Raw genomic sequence first — 16,440 nt, forward strand, 5'->3', positions numbered from 1 at the left:
TTTTAAATCTATATGGCATTAAACTACGTTTGGGTTGCATTTTTCTTAATCACATTTGCCGTAGCCCTTGTAAAACTAATCTTTTTCGGAGATACGGAAATCTTTCAGCAAATTGTAAATTCAATCTTTGACAGTGCAAAAACAGGAGCAGAAATCTCTTTAGGACTGATCGGCATGATGAGTTTTGCACTTGGGATTATGAAAATTGGCGAAAAAGGCGGTATGATCAATATCTTCGCAAAAATCGTGGGCCCTTTTTTCCATAAACTATTCCCAGAGATACCCAAAAATCACCCTGCGCTTGGTTCTATTCTTATGAATTTCTCGGCTAATGCACTAGGATTAGATAATGCGGCAACGCCATTAGGGCTTAAAGCCATGAAAGAACTCCAGGAGCTCAATCCAAATAAGGAAACAGCTACCAATGCACAAATCATGTTTATTGTGCTCAATGCATCTAGCTTAACCCTCTTGCCCATTTCAATTATGGCTTATCGGAAAGAAGCTGGTGCACCAGATCCTTCAGATGTATTTCTGCCAATTCTGATCGCAACCTTCTTTTCCACATTGGTGGCATTGATTCTCGTTTCCATCTACCAAAAAATCAATTTATTTAATCGTGTAATTCTAGGATACCTGGGAGCAATGGGACTATTTATCGGTGGACTACTTTATTACTTTTCAGGACTCCAACAAACAGAAATTGAAATATTCAGCAAGGTATTCGGCAATCTTATTTTATTTAGCTTATTCACCTCTTTTATAGGTTTGGCTCTTTTCCGTAAAGTGAATGTATACGATTCATTTATAGAGGGTGCCAAAGAGGGCTTCGAAGTCTCTGTAAAAATAATACCCTATCTCGTCGCGATGCTTGTCGGTATCGCTGTATTTAGAGCATCAGGAACCATGGACTATATGGTCGCTGGAATTTCCAAAGCTATCGCATTATGTGGTCTAGATACATCGTTTGTAGATGCTTTACCTGTAGCCTTTATGAAACCGCTCAGTGGATCCGGTGCACGCGGACTTATGGTCGATTTGATGAATGCCAAGGGGCCAATGGACTTCGCTGCCAGGGTTGCTTGTGTTATTCAGGGATCAACAGAAACTACTTTTTATGTCCTCGCGGTATATTTTGGTGCAGTGGGAATAAAGCGTACACGACATGCATTACCCTGCGCTCTGCTAGCTGAATTGGCTGGTGTGATAGCCGCAATTATTATATCCTATATATTTTTTAAATAGTATACAAAACGGATCTAGAAAGGTTCTGTTTTTAGATTTGAGCCGATTCTTTTACATATAATTATATACTGATGAAAAAAACAATTGCACTAATAGCCCACGACGGCAAAAAACCTGAAATGGTCGCATTTGTCAAAGACCACCAGGAATTATTGGAGCGCGCCAATATCATTGCCACAGGTACTACGGGATCTTATGTTAGACAGACGGGCTTGCCTGTGGAATTGAAATTGAGTGGCCCCATGGGTGGTGATGCACAAATCGCAGCTTTGGCGGCCGAAAGAAAAGTTGATGGTATTATTTTCTTTCGCGATCCACTCGGAAAACACGCACATGAACCAGATATTCAAATGCTCATGCGTGTATGTGATCTTTATAATGTCCCTTTGGCAACAAACCCTGCAACAGGAAGCCTCATCATTGAAGGGCTATTAGAAAACGTGGAATCATAATTTTAATCGCTTATGGACAATGAAGTAATCGTTTCAATAGGGAAAATACCCTATACAACTACCGTACAATACGGCAAGCATCAAATAACGGTTGATGAACCCGAAGATGTAGGTGGTGAAGATCAGGGCATAAACCCTACTCCACTATTACTATCCTCTTTAGGGAGCTGCAAAGCCATTACAGTCAAAATGTATGCTGACCGCAAAAACTGGCCCCTGGAAGAAGTGCTGGTGCGTTTATCTTATGAGGTGCAAACAAGTGAACAGCAACAAACGACCTATATACAATGCTTTATTAGCTTTAAAGGAGATTTAGATGAGGTTCAAAAGCAGCGTTTGTTTAAAATAGCTGAAAAGTGTCCTGTTCATAAAATATTAACAAATCCTATTGTAATAACTTCAAATCATTTATAATGTTTCTTGGGATAACGGATAACACTATTTATATTTGTCCGCGCAAAAAAGACCTTTAATTTCGATAGAATCGAATAGTAAAGGTTTACTTGTCCTGCAATATAGATATTTGTAATAAAAATAAAGCAAACGATGCAATTGGATCCGCAAATAGCAATAGACTCGCCTTTTAGATCGATCAAACGGGAAGATTGGAAAAATTTAAACGGGAAGGTATTGCACAATTTCAGTGTCGAAGACCTGGAAAATCTACATGCACTGAATGAACCTTTGACAAATCAGGAAATAGAAGAAGTCTACTTTCCCTTAAGTCATCTACTTGAGATTCATATTGATCGTTTCCAGAGTCTTCACCAGCGTACAAACCGGTTCTTTGGCAAAGAAGAGAGCAAACTGCCTTATATCATTGGTATAGCTGGGTCGGTCGCTGTCGGAAAAAGTACTACTGCCCGGGTTTTGCAGCGCGTCCTAAGTTTACTCCCATCCAAACCGAAGGTTGATTTGGTGACCACAGACGGTTTTCTATACCCCAACCAACAACTTATCGAACGCGGTATTCTAAACCGAAAAGGCTTTCCTGAAAGCTATGATGCTAAAAGATTGATTCATTTTCTTTCAGCAGTGAAATCAGGGGCTCCAAAAATTGCGGTACCAGTATACAGCCACTTGGTCTATGACGTCTTGCCAGACGAACAGCAACAAGTGATTGAACAACCCGATATCCTCATTGTAGAAGGGATAAATGTATTACAAGTCAATTCCCAACGACCACGAAAGGGACATAGCGTATTCGTTTCCGACTTTTTTGATTATTCAATCTATGTACATGCCAGCGAGAAAAATCTTATTGAATGGTATACCAATCGATTTGAATCACTGCGTGCTACGGCATTTCAAAATCCGGCTTCATTTTTCCATAAATATGCAAATATGACAGTTGATGAAAGCCATGCCATGGCTGTAAATATCTGGAACGAAATTAATAAGCCCAATCTACTTAAAAACATTTTGCCGACTAGATATCGCGCGGATCTCATTTTAGAAAAAGGAAGCCACCACTTTGTTAAAAATGTCAAAGTAAGAAAGATTTAACCCTGCATTCTTGTAAACTGGAGGATTTCATTTAATATGTTGCTCTGGACCTGTTGATGTATTTTGTTGCTGGAAGAGATTGTACTAACCTCAACTTTATACTTGATATAGTCTTTAGTCATGTCGGCGACCTTAATTGTAAAGCCCTGGGAATGATCTAAATTTGGATTTTTCTGAAATAATGGGCTTAAATACTGTTCCAATTCCGCCACTGCAAATGAGCGATCGATCGGCAATTCAAACTTTACAACAATTTTATTTGACTTTTGAGAAGTCTTATTGACCAACGTCGCTGTAAACACCAAATTATTGGGAATCATCACAGCATCATCATCTTCATCGCGCACAACCAGATTGGCCAATGTGATATCAACAATTTTCCCCTGATATTCACCTATTTTTATGCGATCTCCTACAGAAAATTGATCCGAAAACATAATAATTAAACCGGATATCATATTCGTGATATATTCTCTAAAAATTACCGCAATCGCCATTGCGACAATTGTCATGCTGGTGATAAAATCTTTTGGATTAATACCAACCGCTATCATTAGGCTGACTATAATAAAAAAAACATTACCTACTGTAGCCACACGTGTAATTCCGAGCACAAAATTACCCCGGACAACCTGCTGTTCATTTCGACTGTTGTATAGTTTTACAAGGATAAAATGACCGATTGAGATCAGGACACTAGCTGTTAGAAAAGTATTTAAGCCGTAAGCCATATTCCGGATAACCTCCCGCTGCGTATAAAAGGTTTCAAATTGAACAAATGATGCCGTTAACGCAATTAGCAGTATAATTCGTACAATAAAAGAAATTGAAATTGGTTTTGTCATTTTTTACACAAGCTTAAGTTGTCTATCTAGTCAAATTTTAGTGTTCTCCATTCACTATGCACGATAGTTCATGTAAAACGGTCCCAAACAGGCTTGCTAAACTAAACAATTTTACTTTACGTAAAAAGCATTATCAGGAAATAGCTATCTTTGCCTAAAGACATTACATGCTATTAAATGAAGGAATCGAACGTGCAAACTGAACTTAACGTAAGCGGAATGCATTGTGCAAATTGTGCTATTTCAATCCACAAATACCTAGAAAACAACGGCGCTAAGGATATCTACGTCGATTTCGCCTCAGATGAAGTGAAATTTTCGGAGATTCCCCTGGAACAAATACCTGTGCTAGTCAAAGGTATCGAGTCTTTGGGTTACAAAGTTATTTCGGGTAAGGATAATAAGCCTAACTTTTGGAAATCTATTGATTTTAAGTTCCTTTGCTGCCTCATCTTCACCATACCCCTGTGGAGCCACATGTTTACAGACTTACCCATTCTGCATGATCCTTATATCCAACTTGCGTTATGTGTCCCAGTTTATATCATTGGTTTTTCCTATTTTGGAATCAGCGCATTCCGTTCCATTTGGAACAAAATGCCCAATATGGATGTACTCATCTTTGTTGGATCTACAGCTGCTTTTAGCTATAGCCTCATTGGAACATATTATAATCTAGGTCATGATTACCAGTTCTACGAAACATGTGCAACAATCATAACATTGGTATTTTTGGGGAATGTCCTCGAAAAAAGAGCCGTTACCAAAACCACTTCAGCTATCAAAGAGTTGGTTAAATATCAAGATATACCAGCTATTAAAATTGAAGACGACCAAGAAGTAGAGATACTAGCCAGAGAAATTAAATCAGGTGATATTTTAAAGGTAAATTCCGGAAATCAGATACCTGCTGATGGTGATATTTTGGAAGGACAGGCTTGGGTGGACGAATCTATGTTAACCGGAGAAAGTCTACCTATCGAAAAACTCAAATATGATGCAGTGATTGGTGGTACGTTACTAACTGAAGGAAACATCAGAATCGTGGCGACCAAAGTTGGGTCTAAAAGTGTACTGTATCAAATTATTCAATTAATTAAAGATGCGCAAAGTAAAAAGCCACCTATTCAAAAATTCGGTGATAAAGTAGCCGCTTATTTCGTCCCAATCGTCGTTACGATATCATTTTTCACTTTTTTTATTACTTACTTTATTGCACAATTACCGCTCCAACAATCCCTCATGAATGCGATAGCTACACTTGTTGTATCTTGCCCATGCGCCATGGGGTTAGCAACACCTACGGCTGTCATGGTTGGTCTGGGAAGAGCTGCAAAAAAAGGAATACTGATTAAAGGCGGAAGCACCATTGAGGAGATGTCCGATCTCAAACAGATGGTATTTGACAAAACGGGCACCTTAACAACTGGCGATTTTAATATCAAAGCGATTCAGACCTTTGGTATTGAACAATCGCAGGTCGAATCGATCATAGCACAATTGGAGAGTTATTCGAGTCATCCGATTGCCAAGTCGATCCGAAAACAACTCAAGGAGATAAAATCTTACCGCATTATCTTTAAGGAAGTCAATGAAATAAAAGGGAAAGGGATATTTGCTACAGACACAAATGGTAATAACTATTCCATTTGTAATGCAAAACTTGGTGAAAAGGACTACTCCAATCGCTATGATCTTGCCTTAACAATCAATGGCGTTGTAATTGCTGGCATTGTATTGGAAGATCAGATTAAGCCTTATGCAAAGGAACTCATCCAATACCTCAAAGATAAAGGGATACGCCCTATTCTTTTAAGTGGGGATCGACAAAGTAAATGTGAACGCACAGCACAGAAGCTTGGTATTGCTGATGTATACTGGGATAAGTCGCCAGAAGAAAAACTAGAGATATTGTTCAAGCTCAAAAAGAATGGTCCTACTGCAATGGTTGGTGACGGTATCAATGACGCTCCGGCATTAGCTGCTGCCGATGTTGGCATCTCGCTCGGTGATTCGACACATATTGCTATTCAATCGGCAAAGGTGGTTTTATTAAACAATGATCTCAAATCCATTGAAAAGCTGCTAAAGATTGGTCACCATACCCTATTGACAATAAAACAAAATCTATTTTGGGCCTTCGCGTACAATATTGTGGCCATACCGCTTGCCGCTGTGGGCTTTCTCGGACCTATGCTTGCAGCCTTAAGCATGGCCTTTTCAGACTTAATTGTCATAGGCAATTCGATTCGGCTCCGCTTTAAAAAAATCAAATAAAAACGATACCCCATAAGTACCAAGACAATCCATAAAAGATTGTCTTTTTTGTGTATATTAGGGCTTAAATCATTCGCTTTTGAGGTTAAATTTTTGTAACTTCGCATGCGTAGCAAGCCAGTTTACAGGGCTTGCTTACTAGTTTTATTGAAACCAAATTCATATGGCTGAAGAAACAGAAAACGACAACAATCTTGTTCCGGCAAACGACCGGATTATCCCAATCAACATCGAGGATCAGATGAAGTCTGCCTACATTGACTATTCCATGTCTGTCATTGTATCAAGAGCACTTCCTGATGCCCGTGATGGCATGAAACCAGTACACAGACGTGTTCTTTATGGCATGCTGGACTTAGGGGTTACCAGTGGCAAGCCTTACAAAAAGTCTGCCCGTATCGTTGGTGACGTATTAGGTAAATATCACCCACATGGTGATTCGTCCGTTTATGACACCATGGTTCGTATGGCTCAAGATTGGAGTTTACGCTACCCTTTGGTAGATGGTCAAGGTAACTACGGTTCCATTGATGGCGATCCACCTGCGGCGATGCGTTACACTGAGGCAAGATTAAAGAAAATTGCCGAGGAAATGCTATCCGATATCAACAAAGACACTGTTGATTTCCAAAATAACTTTGACGATTCCTTACAAGAACCAACAGTCCTTCCTACGCGTATTCCAAACCTCCTGGTAAATGGAGCTTCGGGTATTGCTGTAGGTATGGCTACAAATATGGCTCCACATAACCTATCTGAGGTTATCGATGGTACAATCGCTTTTATTGATAATCGTGATATTGAGGTTCCAGAATTGATGCAGCACATCAAAGGCCCAGACTTCCCTACAGGTGCATTGATCTACGGCTATGCCGGGGTTCAAGATGCTTGTAATACGGGACGTGGCCGTATTGTCATGCGTGCAAAAGCTGAAATAGAAGCAACCAAGTCTGGAAGAGAGCAGATTATTGTTACCGAAATCCCCTATCAGGTGAACAAGGCGAATATGATCGAGCGTACAGCCGAACTGGTTAATGAGAAGAAACTAGAAGGTATCTCTGCCATCCGTGATGAATCTGATCGTACGGGTATGCGTATTGTGTACGACATCAAACGTGATGCAAATGCAAATGTTGTTTTAAACAATTTGTTTAAATATACAGCGCTACAAACTTCATTTTCAGTAAACAATATTGCTTTAGTTAAAGGAAGGCCAATGCTGTTGAATCTGAAAGATATGATTCATGAGTTTGTGGAGCATAGACATGATGTAATCGTTAGACGTACACGCTATGAACTGGCAGAAGCTGAAAAACGTGCTCATATTCTAGAAGGGTATTTAATTGCCCTAGATCATTTGGATGAAGTCATCAAATTGATCCGTAACTCGGATACACCAGAAGATGCACGCGTTGGATTAATGGAAAAATTTGGACTGTCCGACCTTCAGGCTCGCGCGATCCTCGATATGACCTTACGTCGTCTAACAGGACTGGAACGTGATAAGATTAAAGAGGAATATGCTGAATTGATGAAAACAATTGACTATTTGAAATCGATATTGGAAGACGAAGAGCTTCGTATGAAAATTATCAAAGACGAGTTGATTGAAATCAAGGAAAAATATGGCGACGAACGTAGATCTCAGATTGTACACTCTGCTGAAGATATGCGTATGGAAGATTTTATTGATGATGAGGAAATCGTTATCACAATCTCCCACAATAGTTACGTAAAACGTACTCCATTATCCGAATACAAACGCCAAGGCCGCGGTGGTCGTGGATCAATTGGCACAAACACACGCGAAGAAGATTTTACCGAGCATATCATCACAGCCTCAGCACATAACTATATGCTGCTATTTACAGAGGCAGGTCGCTGTTTCTGGTTGCGTGCATTTGAGATTCCTGAAGGAAGCCGTACTTCTAGAGGTCGAGCGCTTCAAAATATCATCAATGTTCCAAAAGAAGAAAAAATCAAGGCCTTCATCCTGGTGAAGAACTTGAAGGACCAAGAATATTTGGAAAACAACTTCATTATTATGTGTACCAAAAAAGGTACGATTAAGAAGACGTCGTTGGAAGCCTATTCTCGTCCAAGAGCAAACGGTATCAATGCCATCAATATTAATGAAGGCGATCAATTAATTGAAGCTTGTTTGACTACTGGAAGCAGTGAAATTGTCATGGCTCTCCGTTCTGGTCGAGCAATTCGTTTCAATGAATCTACAGTTCGTCCAATGGGCAGAACAGCAACAGGTGTACGTGGTATCACCTTGGGAGCTGAAAGTGATGAAGTGATTGGCATGATTAGTGTGAATGATTCGGAAACTACCGTGTTGGTCGTTTCTGAAAAAGGATACGGAAAACGGACAGATATCGAAGATTATCGCGTAACGAATCGTGGTGGTAAAGGTGTGAAAACAATCAACGTTACAGATAAAACAGGCGAACTCGTTGCGATAAAAGGCGTTACAGACAACGAAGATTTAATGATCATCAACAAGTCTGGTATTGTTATCCGTATTGCTGTGGAAGAATTAAGAGTAATGGGACGTGCGACACAAGGTGTAAGACTCATTAATTTAAAAGATAACGACGAGATCGCTTCTATTACGAAAGTCGATCGTGAAGAAGAATCTGAAGAAGAGTCTGAAATGACCGAAGAGTCAACGGAAAATGGCGATTCGACTTCTGAAGAAAACACGGACTCAAACGAAGAATAAATAGTCTAATGAAAAACTTACTGATATCATTGTTAATATCTGCAAGTAGTTTAACTGTTGTTGCCCAATCCAATCTGAAAGAGGGCAGCAACAGTTTTGCTTTATATACCAAAACTGGCGAATTTAAAAATCTTGAAAATGCGCGAAAGTTTGCAGACGCTGCCTTCCAATCGAAGAAAGATTCAGCTTCCGTCAACAATAATCTTTTAAGAGCATTGGTATATAGCTCCTTGGCAGTTGCAGATTCAACAAGGAAGCAGCCATATAAAATGGATCCTATCGACGTATCCATCAAATCACTTAAGCTTCTGGATCAAAAAAAAGCACGTCGAAACTTTCCTGCAGAGATGGACTATATTCGTCAAAATCTTGCTGGAGCCATCTCCTATCAGGGAGCTTTGGCTTTAAAAGATGGTAAGTTTGACAAAGCGTATAAAGCTTACCTTCGAATAGATTCACTTGGCTTCAAAAATAATGATCTCAAATATAATCTGGCCGTACTCTCGGGCAAGAATAAAGATTATATGAATTCGATCAAATATTATGATGAACTCATTAAAAGTGAACATCCAAAACCTAATTACTTTCTTGAATTGGCACAGATTTATTCGCTCGGAGGTACTAAACAGGATGTCTTGAACGTTCTTGAAAAAGGACATGCTATATTTCCTGAAAATAAACAGATACTTTTTAGACTAATTGATGTGTATTCGGCCAATAATTCTTATGACGCTATCTTAAATGTCATTGCTGATGCCATTCGTTTAGAACCTGAAAATGTCGAACTGAACTATATTGCGGGCTATTCTTATGAAAACGCCAATGATATAAAACGAGCGAAAGAGTATTATAATAATGTATTGCGGTTGGATCCGAATAATTATGAATCTAATCTTGCATTAGGACTAATTAATCTGGAGACTTTATTAAAGGAACCTTCCAACCAAGATATACAAGAATTGACCATCGAATATCTGTTGAAGGCAAATGAGATTAAGCCTTATGATGTCAATGCGCTTAAAGCTTTGGCTAAATATTATAAGCTTATTGATGACGCATCACAATTAGACAGAGTGAATTTATTATTGAATCAATTAACAGTTAAATAGATATGAATTTAAAATCTCTATTATTATTAGCAGCAATAGGTACTGTATCTACCTCAGTTTCTTTTGCGCAGACGGGTAATGTTAAAAAGGCGAAGTCAGCCCTAGCGAAATTCCAAGAATTGAAAGACGCTGGTACAGTTCAATTGGGTATCTCCAATTTGAAATCGGCAAAAGAAGCTATTGACGCAGCTGTTGTCAATGACAAAACAAAAGATAATGCTGAGGCATGGACGGTATACGCATTGGTAAATGCAAACCTATCAACAATAGATAAGTCATCTGAATTAGCGAAATTGGCTGAGGACGGAATTGCCAGAGCAAAACAGCTCGATACAGACGGTGCAAATAAAGCGAATATTACTGTTGCAGAACAAATTCTGGGACAATATAATTTCAATTTGGGTGCAGAAGCCTATCAAGCACAAAAATATGCTGAGTCTTATAGCTCCTTTACAAAAGCATTGACATATCTTCCTGGAGATACATTAGTTACTTATTACAGTGGCGTTGCAGCACTATCAAACAAAGATTATAAGAATGCTGTGGAACGTTATAAAGAACTAATTCCAAGAAAAGATTTCTCTTCGCATAAAACGATTATGGTCGATTTACCTAAATTGTACCTCTCTATGCAAGATACGACTTCAGCACTTGAATATGCGAAAAAAGCAGCTGAAGCTTATCCGGATGACAATGCAGCAATGACTCAAAACATCGAATTGAATTTGATTACAGGTCACGAAAAAGAAACAATTGATGCCATTACAGCACAATTAGCAAAAGATCCAAACAATAAAAGCTTAAATTATTACTTAGGTATTGCCCAATCTTCAGCAAAAAATGAGGATGCAGCAGTTGCAGCATACAAAAAGGCTTTGGAAATCGACCCTAACTTTTTTGAAGCAAATACAAATTTGGCGATCACGTTGATGAACAAAACACGTGAAAAATTAAATGTTGTTAATAATAACAGAAAATTGACGCAGGCACAATATGATGCAGAATTAAATAAGATTAAAGCAGAATTAAAGCCAGTGCTTCCGTACTTGGAGAAAGCAGTTTCTTTGCAGCCCAAAAATGTAGATGCTTTAACGAATTTAAAGAACTACTATATTTTTATGCAAGACGAAGCTAAAACTGCAGAAATCAATGCTAAAATCAAAGAAGTAGAATAAAAAATAAACTTTCATAAAAAAGCCCTCTCTTATTAGAGGGCTTTTTTATGAAAGTCTTTTTTGCGTTAAGCTAAAATGGCAATCAACTCAATCTGAAATATCAACGTACATTCCCCTCCTTTTCGAGGTAACAATTCTTCCTTTCCATAAGCCAGCTTTGGTGGAAGACACACTTCCCAGATTGACCCAACGGGCATCATTGAAATCGCTTCTTGCCAACCGACTATGAGTTCATTGATATAAAACGTTTCGGGACGCTTCCGCTTATAGGAACTATCGAATACAGTTCCGTCTAAAAGCTCGCCTTTATAATGACAGATAACTTTCGCGGACTTTTTGGGAATCTGCCCCGCCCCCTTTGTTAATACCTTATAGTGCAAACCCGATGCACATACAACAGCACCTTCCTGTTGTGCATACTTTTCCAAAAAGACCTTTCCAGCCTCCAGATTCTTTTCCGCAAGCGCTGCTGAACTTAACTTATTTTTCTTTCTCTGAACCAAAACTCAATTGATTAAAATTCAATATTGCTAATTATTTATGATATCCTCAAAATAACAGCTTTTTCTCCTTTTTACGAAAAAAGGCCGGGTTTTTGTTCAATACTGTACCTTTATCATAGTAGCTTTGCATCTAAGGTTTTCTCGAAACTAAAAGCCTTACTCACAGGACAGTTTTCCTTCGCTTTATGCGCTATTGTTTGAAACTCAGCTTCTGTAATCGCTGGGACCTTTCCTTTCAGCTCCAGTTCAGATCGCACAATTGAACCATTTTCGAAAACAATTGTCGACACTGTCGTTAATTCCTCGGGAACAAAACCAGACTCAGAAAGATAAGCGCTCAATTGCATGGTGAAACATCCAGCGTGCGCTGCTGCCAATAATTCTTCGGGATTTGTCCCAATACCATTTTCAAAACGTGTCGAAAATGAATATTGCGTATGATCCAACGCTGTACTGTCTGTAGTCAGACTACCTTTTCCTTCTTTCAGATTGCCATTCCATTGGGCTGTTGCTTTTCTTCTCATGTTTTCTACGATCAATTATTCAATTTAATTTTTCCTATGTCAATTTCTCCTGTCGCGTTTCTAATTTTTCAGGTATCTTTTATAGAACAAATAGTCGATCAAAAAGTTGTACACTATTGAATAAATTGATGTCGCATTTTAGATAGTGCTTACGTTAACAGTTGTATTAAAACTAAACTCATGAATAAACTACTGTACCTTTTTATCTTTGTAATTGCGTTCACTTCATGTAAAACTCGTCAAGTCAAAGAACAGGCTTTAATACAAGACTGTCCTGAAGAGAAGATTGTCAATAAAATCCCCGGCCCTCCAGTAAAGGGTGAATCTGAAAAAGTTTACTATATCTATCAAGGCAAAAGAATTTCACCAAAACAATTTGATCAAGAATGGCTCGAGAAAAATTGTGATATTAAAGAGACAGTTGTTTATTGATTTTATTTCTAAAAACAAGCATAAAGACGTAATTTCGCCTAAAATTTTTTATAATGACAATTTCTCTTCGGGAGGTCAATCAAAAGATTTTAGGCTATGTCTCTTTAACTTTCCTTGGTTATTTCACAATCGGCCTATCGCTTGCAACCCTTCCCATCTTTATTCACCAGACTTTAGGATTTAATACAATTATTGCGGGATTGGTCATTAGTGTTCAGTATGTTGCTACATTCTTACTCCGCGGTTATGCAGGAAAAATTGTGGACACCAAGGGCCCCAAGATTTCAGTTTTGCGTAGCATGTTATTTTTTGCATTATCTGGACTTCTTCTGCTCCTTGTTTTCTTATTTAAATCACAGCCTTTTATCAGTTTAGGGCTTCTGCTTATTACCCGCTTGTTTACTGGAATTGGAGAGGGGCTGGTGGGTGCGAGCCCAATAAATTGGGCATTAATGGAACTCGGCGATGAACATGCCGCAAAAGCGATTTCTTTCAACGGAATAGCCAGCTATGGTGCATTGGCTATTGGTGCCCCCTTAGGTGTTTTGATGGTGGATCATATCAATTACGAAGCTTTGGCTCTACTGACCAGTGCAGTTGGCCTCCTTGGTTATTTTTATTGTCGCGCTAAAACACCCTACCAAGTGGCACGAAAAAAGGCTGAAAAGGTGAGTTTTAAACGCGTATTGCTTTTAGTAGCACCTTTTGGAATCTGTCTTGCTTTAGGAGGTCTAGGCTTTGGCAGTATCTCCACTTTTATGACGCTTTACTATGAACATTTCGATTGGCAAAATGGCGCAGCTTGCTTAACTATATTTGGCGTATTCTTCATTTTAACACGGCTTATTTTCAATAAGGTTATTGACCAATATGGCGGACTTAAAGTTGCTTTAGTGAGTCTTTTCGTTGAAGCATTAGGTCTCATGGTTATCGCCGTGGCTATTGATCCATTATGGACTCTATTGGGCGCAGCATTAACGGGTTTTGGCTTCTCACTGGTATTTCCAGCGCTTGGTGTCGAAGCCATTAAGCGGGTAGATCAAAGTCAACAAGGCTCTGCTCTCGCTGCTTACGGACTATTTATAGACATTTCACTAGGTATCACAGGCCCTTTAATTGGCTTTGTGGCCAATAATTTGGGGATGACAGCGATATACCCATTTAGTACCATTATGGTCTCTATTGGTTTTGCCGTTGTTGGCAACCTACTCTATCAAAAACGGCGGGAGCTGACACCATAGTCTCCTAAACATATAAACATAGCATCAAAGATATACCTACAAAAAGAGCGGATAATGTTTAAACATTATCCGCTCTTTTTGTAGGTATATCCGTTAAAATTAACCTTCAATACTAGGTACACCAACAACTTCATTGGTATCAGCGTTGTAATCGATACCGTCGAAATTAAAACCGAACAAATTGAAAAACTCGTTACGATAACCTTCAATGTCTGAAATTTCGGCTAAATTTTCAGTTGTTGCTTTCTCCCATAATGCTGCAACTTCAGCCTGAACATCTTCGCGCATTTCTAAGTCATCAACACGGATACGACCTTTGTCATCGAGCAATACCTTTCCGTCAGCGGTATAAAGTCGCTCAGCAAACAAACGTTGCATTTGTTCAATTGTACCTTCGTGAATACCTTTTTCCTTCATGACTTTATACAATAAAGAAATGTATAAAGGAACAACTGGAATAGCTGAACTTGATTGCGTAACCAAGGCTTTATTCACCGATACATAAGATACACCATTAATATCGCTCAAAATCGCGTTTATTGCAGGCACTGTTCCTTCTAAATCATCCTTTGCACGACCAATCGTACCATTACGGTAAATTGGATAAGTAAGTTCAGGACCTATGTAAGAATAGGCAACTGTTTTTGCTCCTTCAGCTAACACACCAGCAGCTTTAAGATCTTCGATCCAAAACTTCCAGTCTTCTCCACCCATAACAGCTACAGTATTCGCAATATCTTCTTCATTTTCAACAGGCTGAATGGTAATGTCTGAAATTACACCCGTATGAAAATCTACCGTTTTGTTTGTAAAAGGTTCTTGGATAGGTTTCAAAACAGAAGCGTGTGCTACGCCAGTTTTTGGATGCGTACGGCGTGGTGATGCCAAACTATAAACCACTAGATCAACCTGTCCTAGATCCTTTTTAATAAGTTCAATAGTTTGTTTTTTCACTTCGTCCGAAAAAGCATCGCCATTGATACTTTTGGCATATAATCCCGCCTCATGGGCTTCTTTCTCAAAAGCTGCCGAATTGTACCATCCAGCAGTTCCTGGCTTACCTTCTGCTGCAGGTTTTTCAAAAAATACACCGATTGTAGCAGCTCCAGAACCAAATGCTGCAGAAATCCGAGATGCAATACCAAATCCAGTAGAAGCACCGATTACCAATACTTTCTTTGGACCATTCGCGATCTCACCTTTGGATTTCACGTATTCAATTTGATTTTTAATGTTTTGCGCAGCCCCTTGTGGATGCGAGGTTAAACAAATAAAACCTCTAGTTCTTGGTTGTATAATCATCTTGATTAATTTTCTTACTACTTGTTTTATTGATTAGGCAAAATAAGGAATTTTAAATGAGAAAATCGCGATAAAAATCAATTAGTTTTTGTTTCATTTCCATTTGAACGGACATTTGCTTACTTTCACAAAGTTAAGTATACATCGCACTCCTTTTATTTATGCCAATCCAATTTACAATAAAAAAGAATAAAAAAAATGCACTTTTTTTAGGAACGCTAGCTGCATTATTTTTTGCCAGCACCTTCGTTCTAAACCGAATTATGGCAGTCTCCGGCGGAAGTTGGCAATGGACAGCCTCTTTACGTTTTATTTGGATGCTTCCAATCTTACTTATCATTGTTGCCATAAGAGGAAACCTCATCGATTTACTCAAAGAAATCAGATCCAACCTTTGGCAATGGCTTCTTTGGAGTACGATCGGATTCGGGCTATTCTATGCAACACTTACCTATGGCGCAAATTATGGCCCATCTTGGCTCGTAGCTAGCACCTTCGAATTCACCATTATAGCCGGCATGTTTATTGGTCCGCTACTTGATAAAAAAGGGCAACGAAAAAGTATTTCAAAAGCTTCACTCCTCTTCTCCATCCTTATTTTTTTAGGTATTCTTTTGATGCAAATTTCAGAAGCTCAGTCAACTTCCTTAAAAACAATGCTATTGGGAACCATCCCAGTGTTGATCGGCGCTATTGCCTATCCCTTAGGTAACCGTAAAATGATGAAAATATCGAACAATAGATTGGATGCTTTTCAACGTACACTCGGCATGACACTCTGTAGTATGCCATTTTGGATTATCCTGAGCCTATTTGGCTATTTAGATAATGGTCTACCCACTGACAGTCAACTCTTCCAAACCTTTTTAGTAGCCATCTGTTCGGGAGTAATTGCCACACTTTTATTTTTCTCAGCTACCGATTTCGTTCATCAGGACCATAAAGCATTGGCAGCTGTAGAGGCAACACAGGCCATGGAAGTCATTTTTACGTTGGTTGGCGAAATTCTTATCCTGCAGGTGGCGCTTCCAAATGTATATTCCTGTATTGGTATTGTCATGGTGGTCATTGGCATGATTCTACATAGTCGCACAAGTTAAT

The 16,440-nt window shown here is 38.9% G+C and carries 15 protein-coding genes; 11 read left to right on the forward strand and 4 right to left on the reverse strand.

Annotation, left to right across the window (positions count from 1 at the left end; all coding sequences use genetic code 11):
• Positions 1-12 precede the first annotated feature (12 nt).
• The 4 genes from K2F45_RS14225 to coaA all read left to right on the forward strand — a co-directional run bounded on the left by K2F45_RS14225 (position 13) and on the right by coaA (position 3,203).
• Positions 13-1,245 (forward strand): nucleoside recognition domain-containing protein, encoded by a 1,233-nt coding sequence (locus K2F45_RS14225; RefSeq protein WP_075992759.1) that lies wholly within the window; start codon positions 13-15, stop codon positions 1,243-1,245.
• A 71-nt stretch (positions 1,246-1,316) separates the two neighbouring features.
• On the forward strand, positions 1,317-1,697 hold the full coding sequence (locus K2F45_RS14230) for a methylglyoxal synthase (RefSeq protein ID WP_075992760.1): 381 nt from the start codon (positions 1,317-1,319) through the stop codon (positions 1,695-1,697).
• A 12-nt stretch (positions 1,698-1,709) separates the two neighbouring features.
• Positions 1,710-2,111, forward strand: a complete 402-nt coding sequence (locus K2F45_RS14235) for an OsmC family protein (protein ID WP_075992761.1) — start codon at positions 1,710-1,712, stop codon at positions 2,109-2,111.
• 132 nt (positions 2,112-2,243) lie between these two features.
• On the forward strand, positions 2,244-3,203 hold the full coding sequence (gene coaA, locus K2F45_RS14240; RefSeq protein WP_075992762.1) for a type I pantothenate kinase: 960 nt from the start codon (positions 2,244-2,246) through the stop codon (positions 3,201-3,203).
• Here the strand turns inward: coaA and K2F45_RS14245 are convergent.
• On the reverse strand, positions 3,200-4,048 hold the full coding sequence (locus K2F45_RS14245) for a mechanosensitive ion channel family protein (RefSeq protein WP_075992763.1): 849 nt from the start codon (positions 4,046-4,048) through the stop codon (positions 3,200-3,202). The two genes, coaA and K2F45_RS14245, sit on opposite strands and share 4 nt — an antisense overlap.
• A 177-nt stretch (positions 4,049-4,225) precedes the next feature.
• Between K2F45_RS14245 and K2F45_RS14250 the strand changes: the two genes are divergently transcribed.
• The 4 genes from K2F45_RS14250 (at position 4,226) to K2F45_RS14265 (ending at position 11,337) form a co-directional block, all read left to right on the forward strand.
• Complete coding sequence (locus K2F45_RS14250) at positions 4,226-6,325, forward strand: heavy metal translocating P-type ATPase (RefSeq protein ID WP_075992764.1); 2,100 nt, start codon at positions 4,226-4,228, stop codon at positions 6,323-6,325.
• A gap of 163 nt (positions 6,326-6,488) precedes the next feature.
• Complete coding sequence (gene gyrA / locus K2F45_RS14255) at positions 6,489-9,053, forward strand: DNA gyrase subunit A (RefSeq protein ID WP_075992765.1); 2,565 nt, start codon at positions 6,489-6,491, stop codon at positions 9,051-9,053.
• An 8-nt stretch (positions 9,054-9,061) separates the two neighbouring features.
• Entirely contained in the window at positions 9,062-10,162 is a 1,101-nt protein-coding gene (locus K2F45_RS14260) for a tetratricopeptide repeat protein (RefSeq protein WP_070568880.1), read from the forward strand.
• 2 nt (positions 10,163-10,164) lie between these two features.
• Positions 10,165-11,337, forward strand: a complete 1,173-nt coding sequence (locus tag K2F45_RS14265) for a tetratricopeptide repeat protein (protein ID WP_075992766.1) — start codon at positions 10,165-10,167, stop codon at positions 11,335-11,337.
• Between the two features lie 65 nt (positions 11,338-11,402).
• Here K2F45_RS14265 and K2F45_RS14270 read toward each other — a convergent pair whose 3' ends face one another.
• Positions 11,403-11,840 (reverse strand): FKBP-type peptidyl-prolyl cis-trans isomerase, encoded by a 438-nt coding sequence (locus tag K2F45_RS14270; RefSeq protein ID WP_075992767.1) that lies wholly within the window; start codon positions 11,838-11,840, stop codon positions 11,403-11,405.
• Between the two features lie 113 nt (positions 11,841-11,953).
• Positions 11,954-12,364 (reverse strand): OsmC family protein, encoded by a 411-nt coding sequence (locus K2F45_RS14275; protein ID WP_075992768.1) that lies wholly within the window; start codon positions 12,362-12,364, stop codon positions 11,954-11,956.
• Between the two features lie 180 nt (positions 12,365-12,544).
• On the opposite strand from K2F45_RS14275, the gene K2F45_RS14280 reads away from it, so the two are divergent.
• Complete coding sequence (locus tag K2F45_RS14280) at positions 12,545-12,796, forward strand: hypothetical protein (RefSeq protein WP_088161696.1); 252 nt, start codon at positions 12,545-12,547, stop codon at positions 12,794-12,796.
• 53 nt (positions 12,797-12,849) lie between these two features.
• Positions 12,850-14,037: an MFS transporter gene (locus tag K2F45_RS14285; protein ID WP_248931737.1), complete on the forward strand. Its 1,188-nt coding sequence runs from the start codon at positions 12,850-12,852 to the stop codon at positions 14,035-14,037.
• Between the two features lie 99 nt (positions 14,038-14,136).
• Here K2F45_RS14285 and fabV read toward each other — a convergent pair whose 3' ends face one another.
• Positions 14,137-15,339, reverse strand: a complete 1,203-nt coding sequence (gene fabV / locus K2F45_RS14290; protein WP_088161698.1) for an enoyl-ACP reductase FabV — start codon at positions 15,337-15,339, stop codon at positions 14,137-14,139.
• A 161-nt stretch (positions 15,340-15,500) separates the two neighbouring features.
• Here fabV and K2F45_RS14295 point away from each other — a divergent pair, with 161 nt between their 5' ends.
• Positions 15,501-16,439 carry a DMT family transporter gene (locus tag K2F45_RS14295; protein WP_248931738.1) on the forward strand — a complete coding sequence of 313 codons (939 nt, stop codon included), beginning with the start codon at positions 15,501-15,503 and terminating at the stop codon, positions 16,437-16,439.
• The last annotated feature ends 1 nt before the right edge of the window (position 16,440 follow it).

It is taken from the genome of Sphingobacterium siyangense, assembly GCF_023277505.1.
GTDB classification, from domain to species: domain Bacteria; phylum Bacteroidota; class Bacteroidia; order Sphingobacteriales; family Sphingobacteriaceae; genus Sphingobacterium; species Sphingobacterium siyangense.

Bases quoted from the DNA above. Each gene is read 5' to 3' on its own strand.
- K2F45_RS14265 (WP_075992766.1), top strand. From the start codon at position 10,165: ATGAATTTAAAATCTCTATTATTATTAGCAGCAATAGGTACTGTATCT.
- K2F45_RS14230 (WP_075992760.1), top strand. From the start codon at position 1,317: ATGAAAAAAACAATTGCACTAATAGCCCACGACGGCAAAAAACCTGAA.
- coaA (WP_075992762.1), top strand. From the start codon at position 2,244: ATGCAATTGGATCCGCAAATAGCAATAGACTCGCCTTTTAGATCGATC.
- K2F45_RS14260 (WP_070568880.1), top strand. From the start codon at position 9,062: ATGAAAAACTTACTGATATCATTGTTAATATCTGCAAGTAGTTTAACT.
- K2F45_RS14280 (WP_088161696.1), top strand. From the start codon at position 12,545: ATGAATAAACTACTGTACCTTTTTATCTTTGTAATTGCGTTCACTTCA.
- fabV (WP_088161698.1), bottom strand. From the start codon at position 15,339: ATGATTATACAACCAAGAACTAGAGGTTTTATTTGTTTAACCTCGCAT.
- K2F45_RS14295 (WP_248931738.1), top strand. From the start codon at position 15,501: ATGCCAATCCAATTTACAATAAAAAAGAATAAAAAAAATGCACTTTTT.
- K2F45_RS14250 (WP_075992764.1), top strand. From the start codon at position 4,226: ATGAAGGAATCGAACGTGCAAACTGAACTTAACGTAAGCGGAATGCAT.
- K2F45_RS14235 (WP_075992761.1), top strand. From the start codon at position 1,710: ATGGACAATGAAGTAATCGTTTCAATAGGGAAAATACCCTATACAACT.
- K2F45_RS14285 (WP_248931737.1), top strand. From the start codon at position 12,850: ATGACAATTTCTCTTCGGGAGGTCAATCAAAAGATTTTAGGCTATGTC.
- K2F45_RS14225 (WP_075992759.1), top strand. From the start codon at position 13: ATGGCATTAAACTACGTTTGGGTTGCATTTTTCTTAATCACATTTGCC.
- K2F45_RS14245 (WP_075992763.1), bottom strand. From the start codon at position 4,048: ATGACAAAACCAATTTCAATTTCTTTTATTGTACGAATTATACTGCTA.
- K2F45_RS14275 (WP_075992768.1), bottom strand. From the start codon at position 12,364: ATGAGAAGAAAAGCAACAGCCCAATGGAATGGCAATCTGAAAGAAGGA.
- gyrA (WP_075992765.1), top strand. From the start codon at position 6,489: ATGGCTGAAGAAACAGAAAACGACAACAATCTTGTTCCGGCAAACGAC.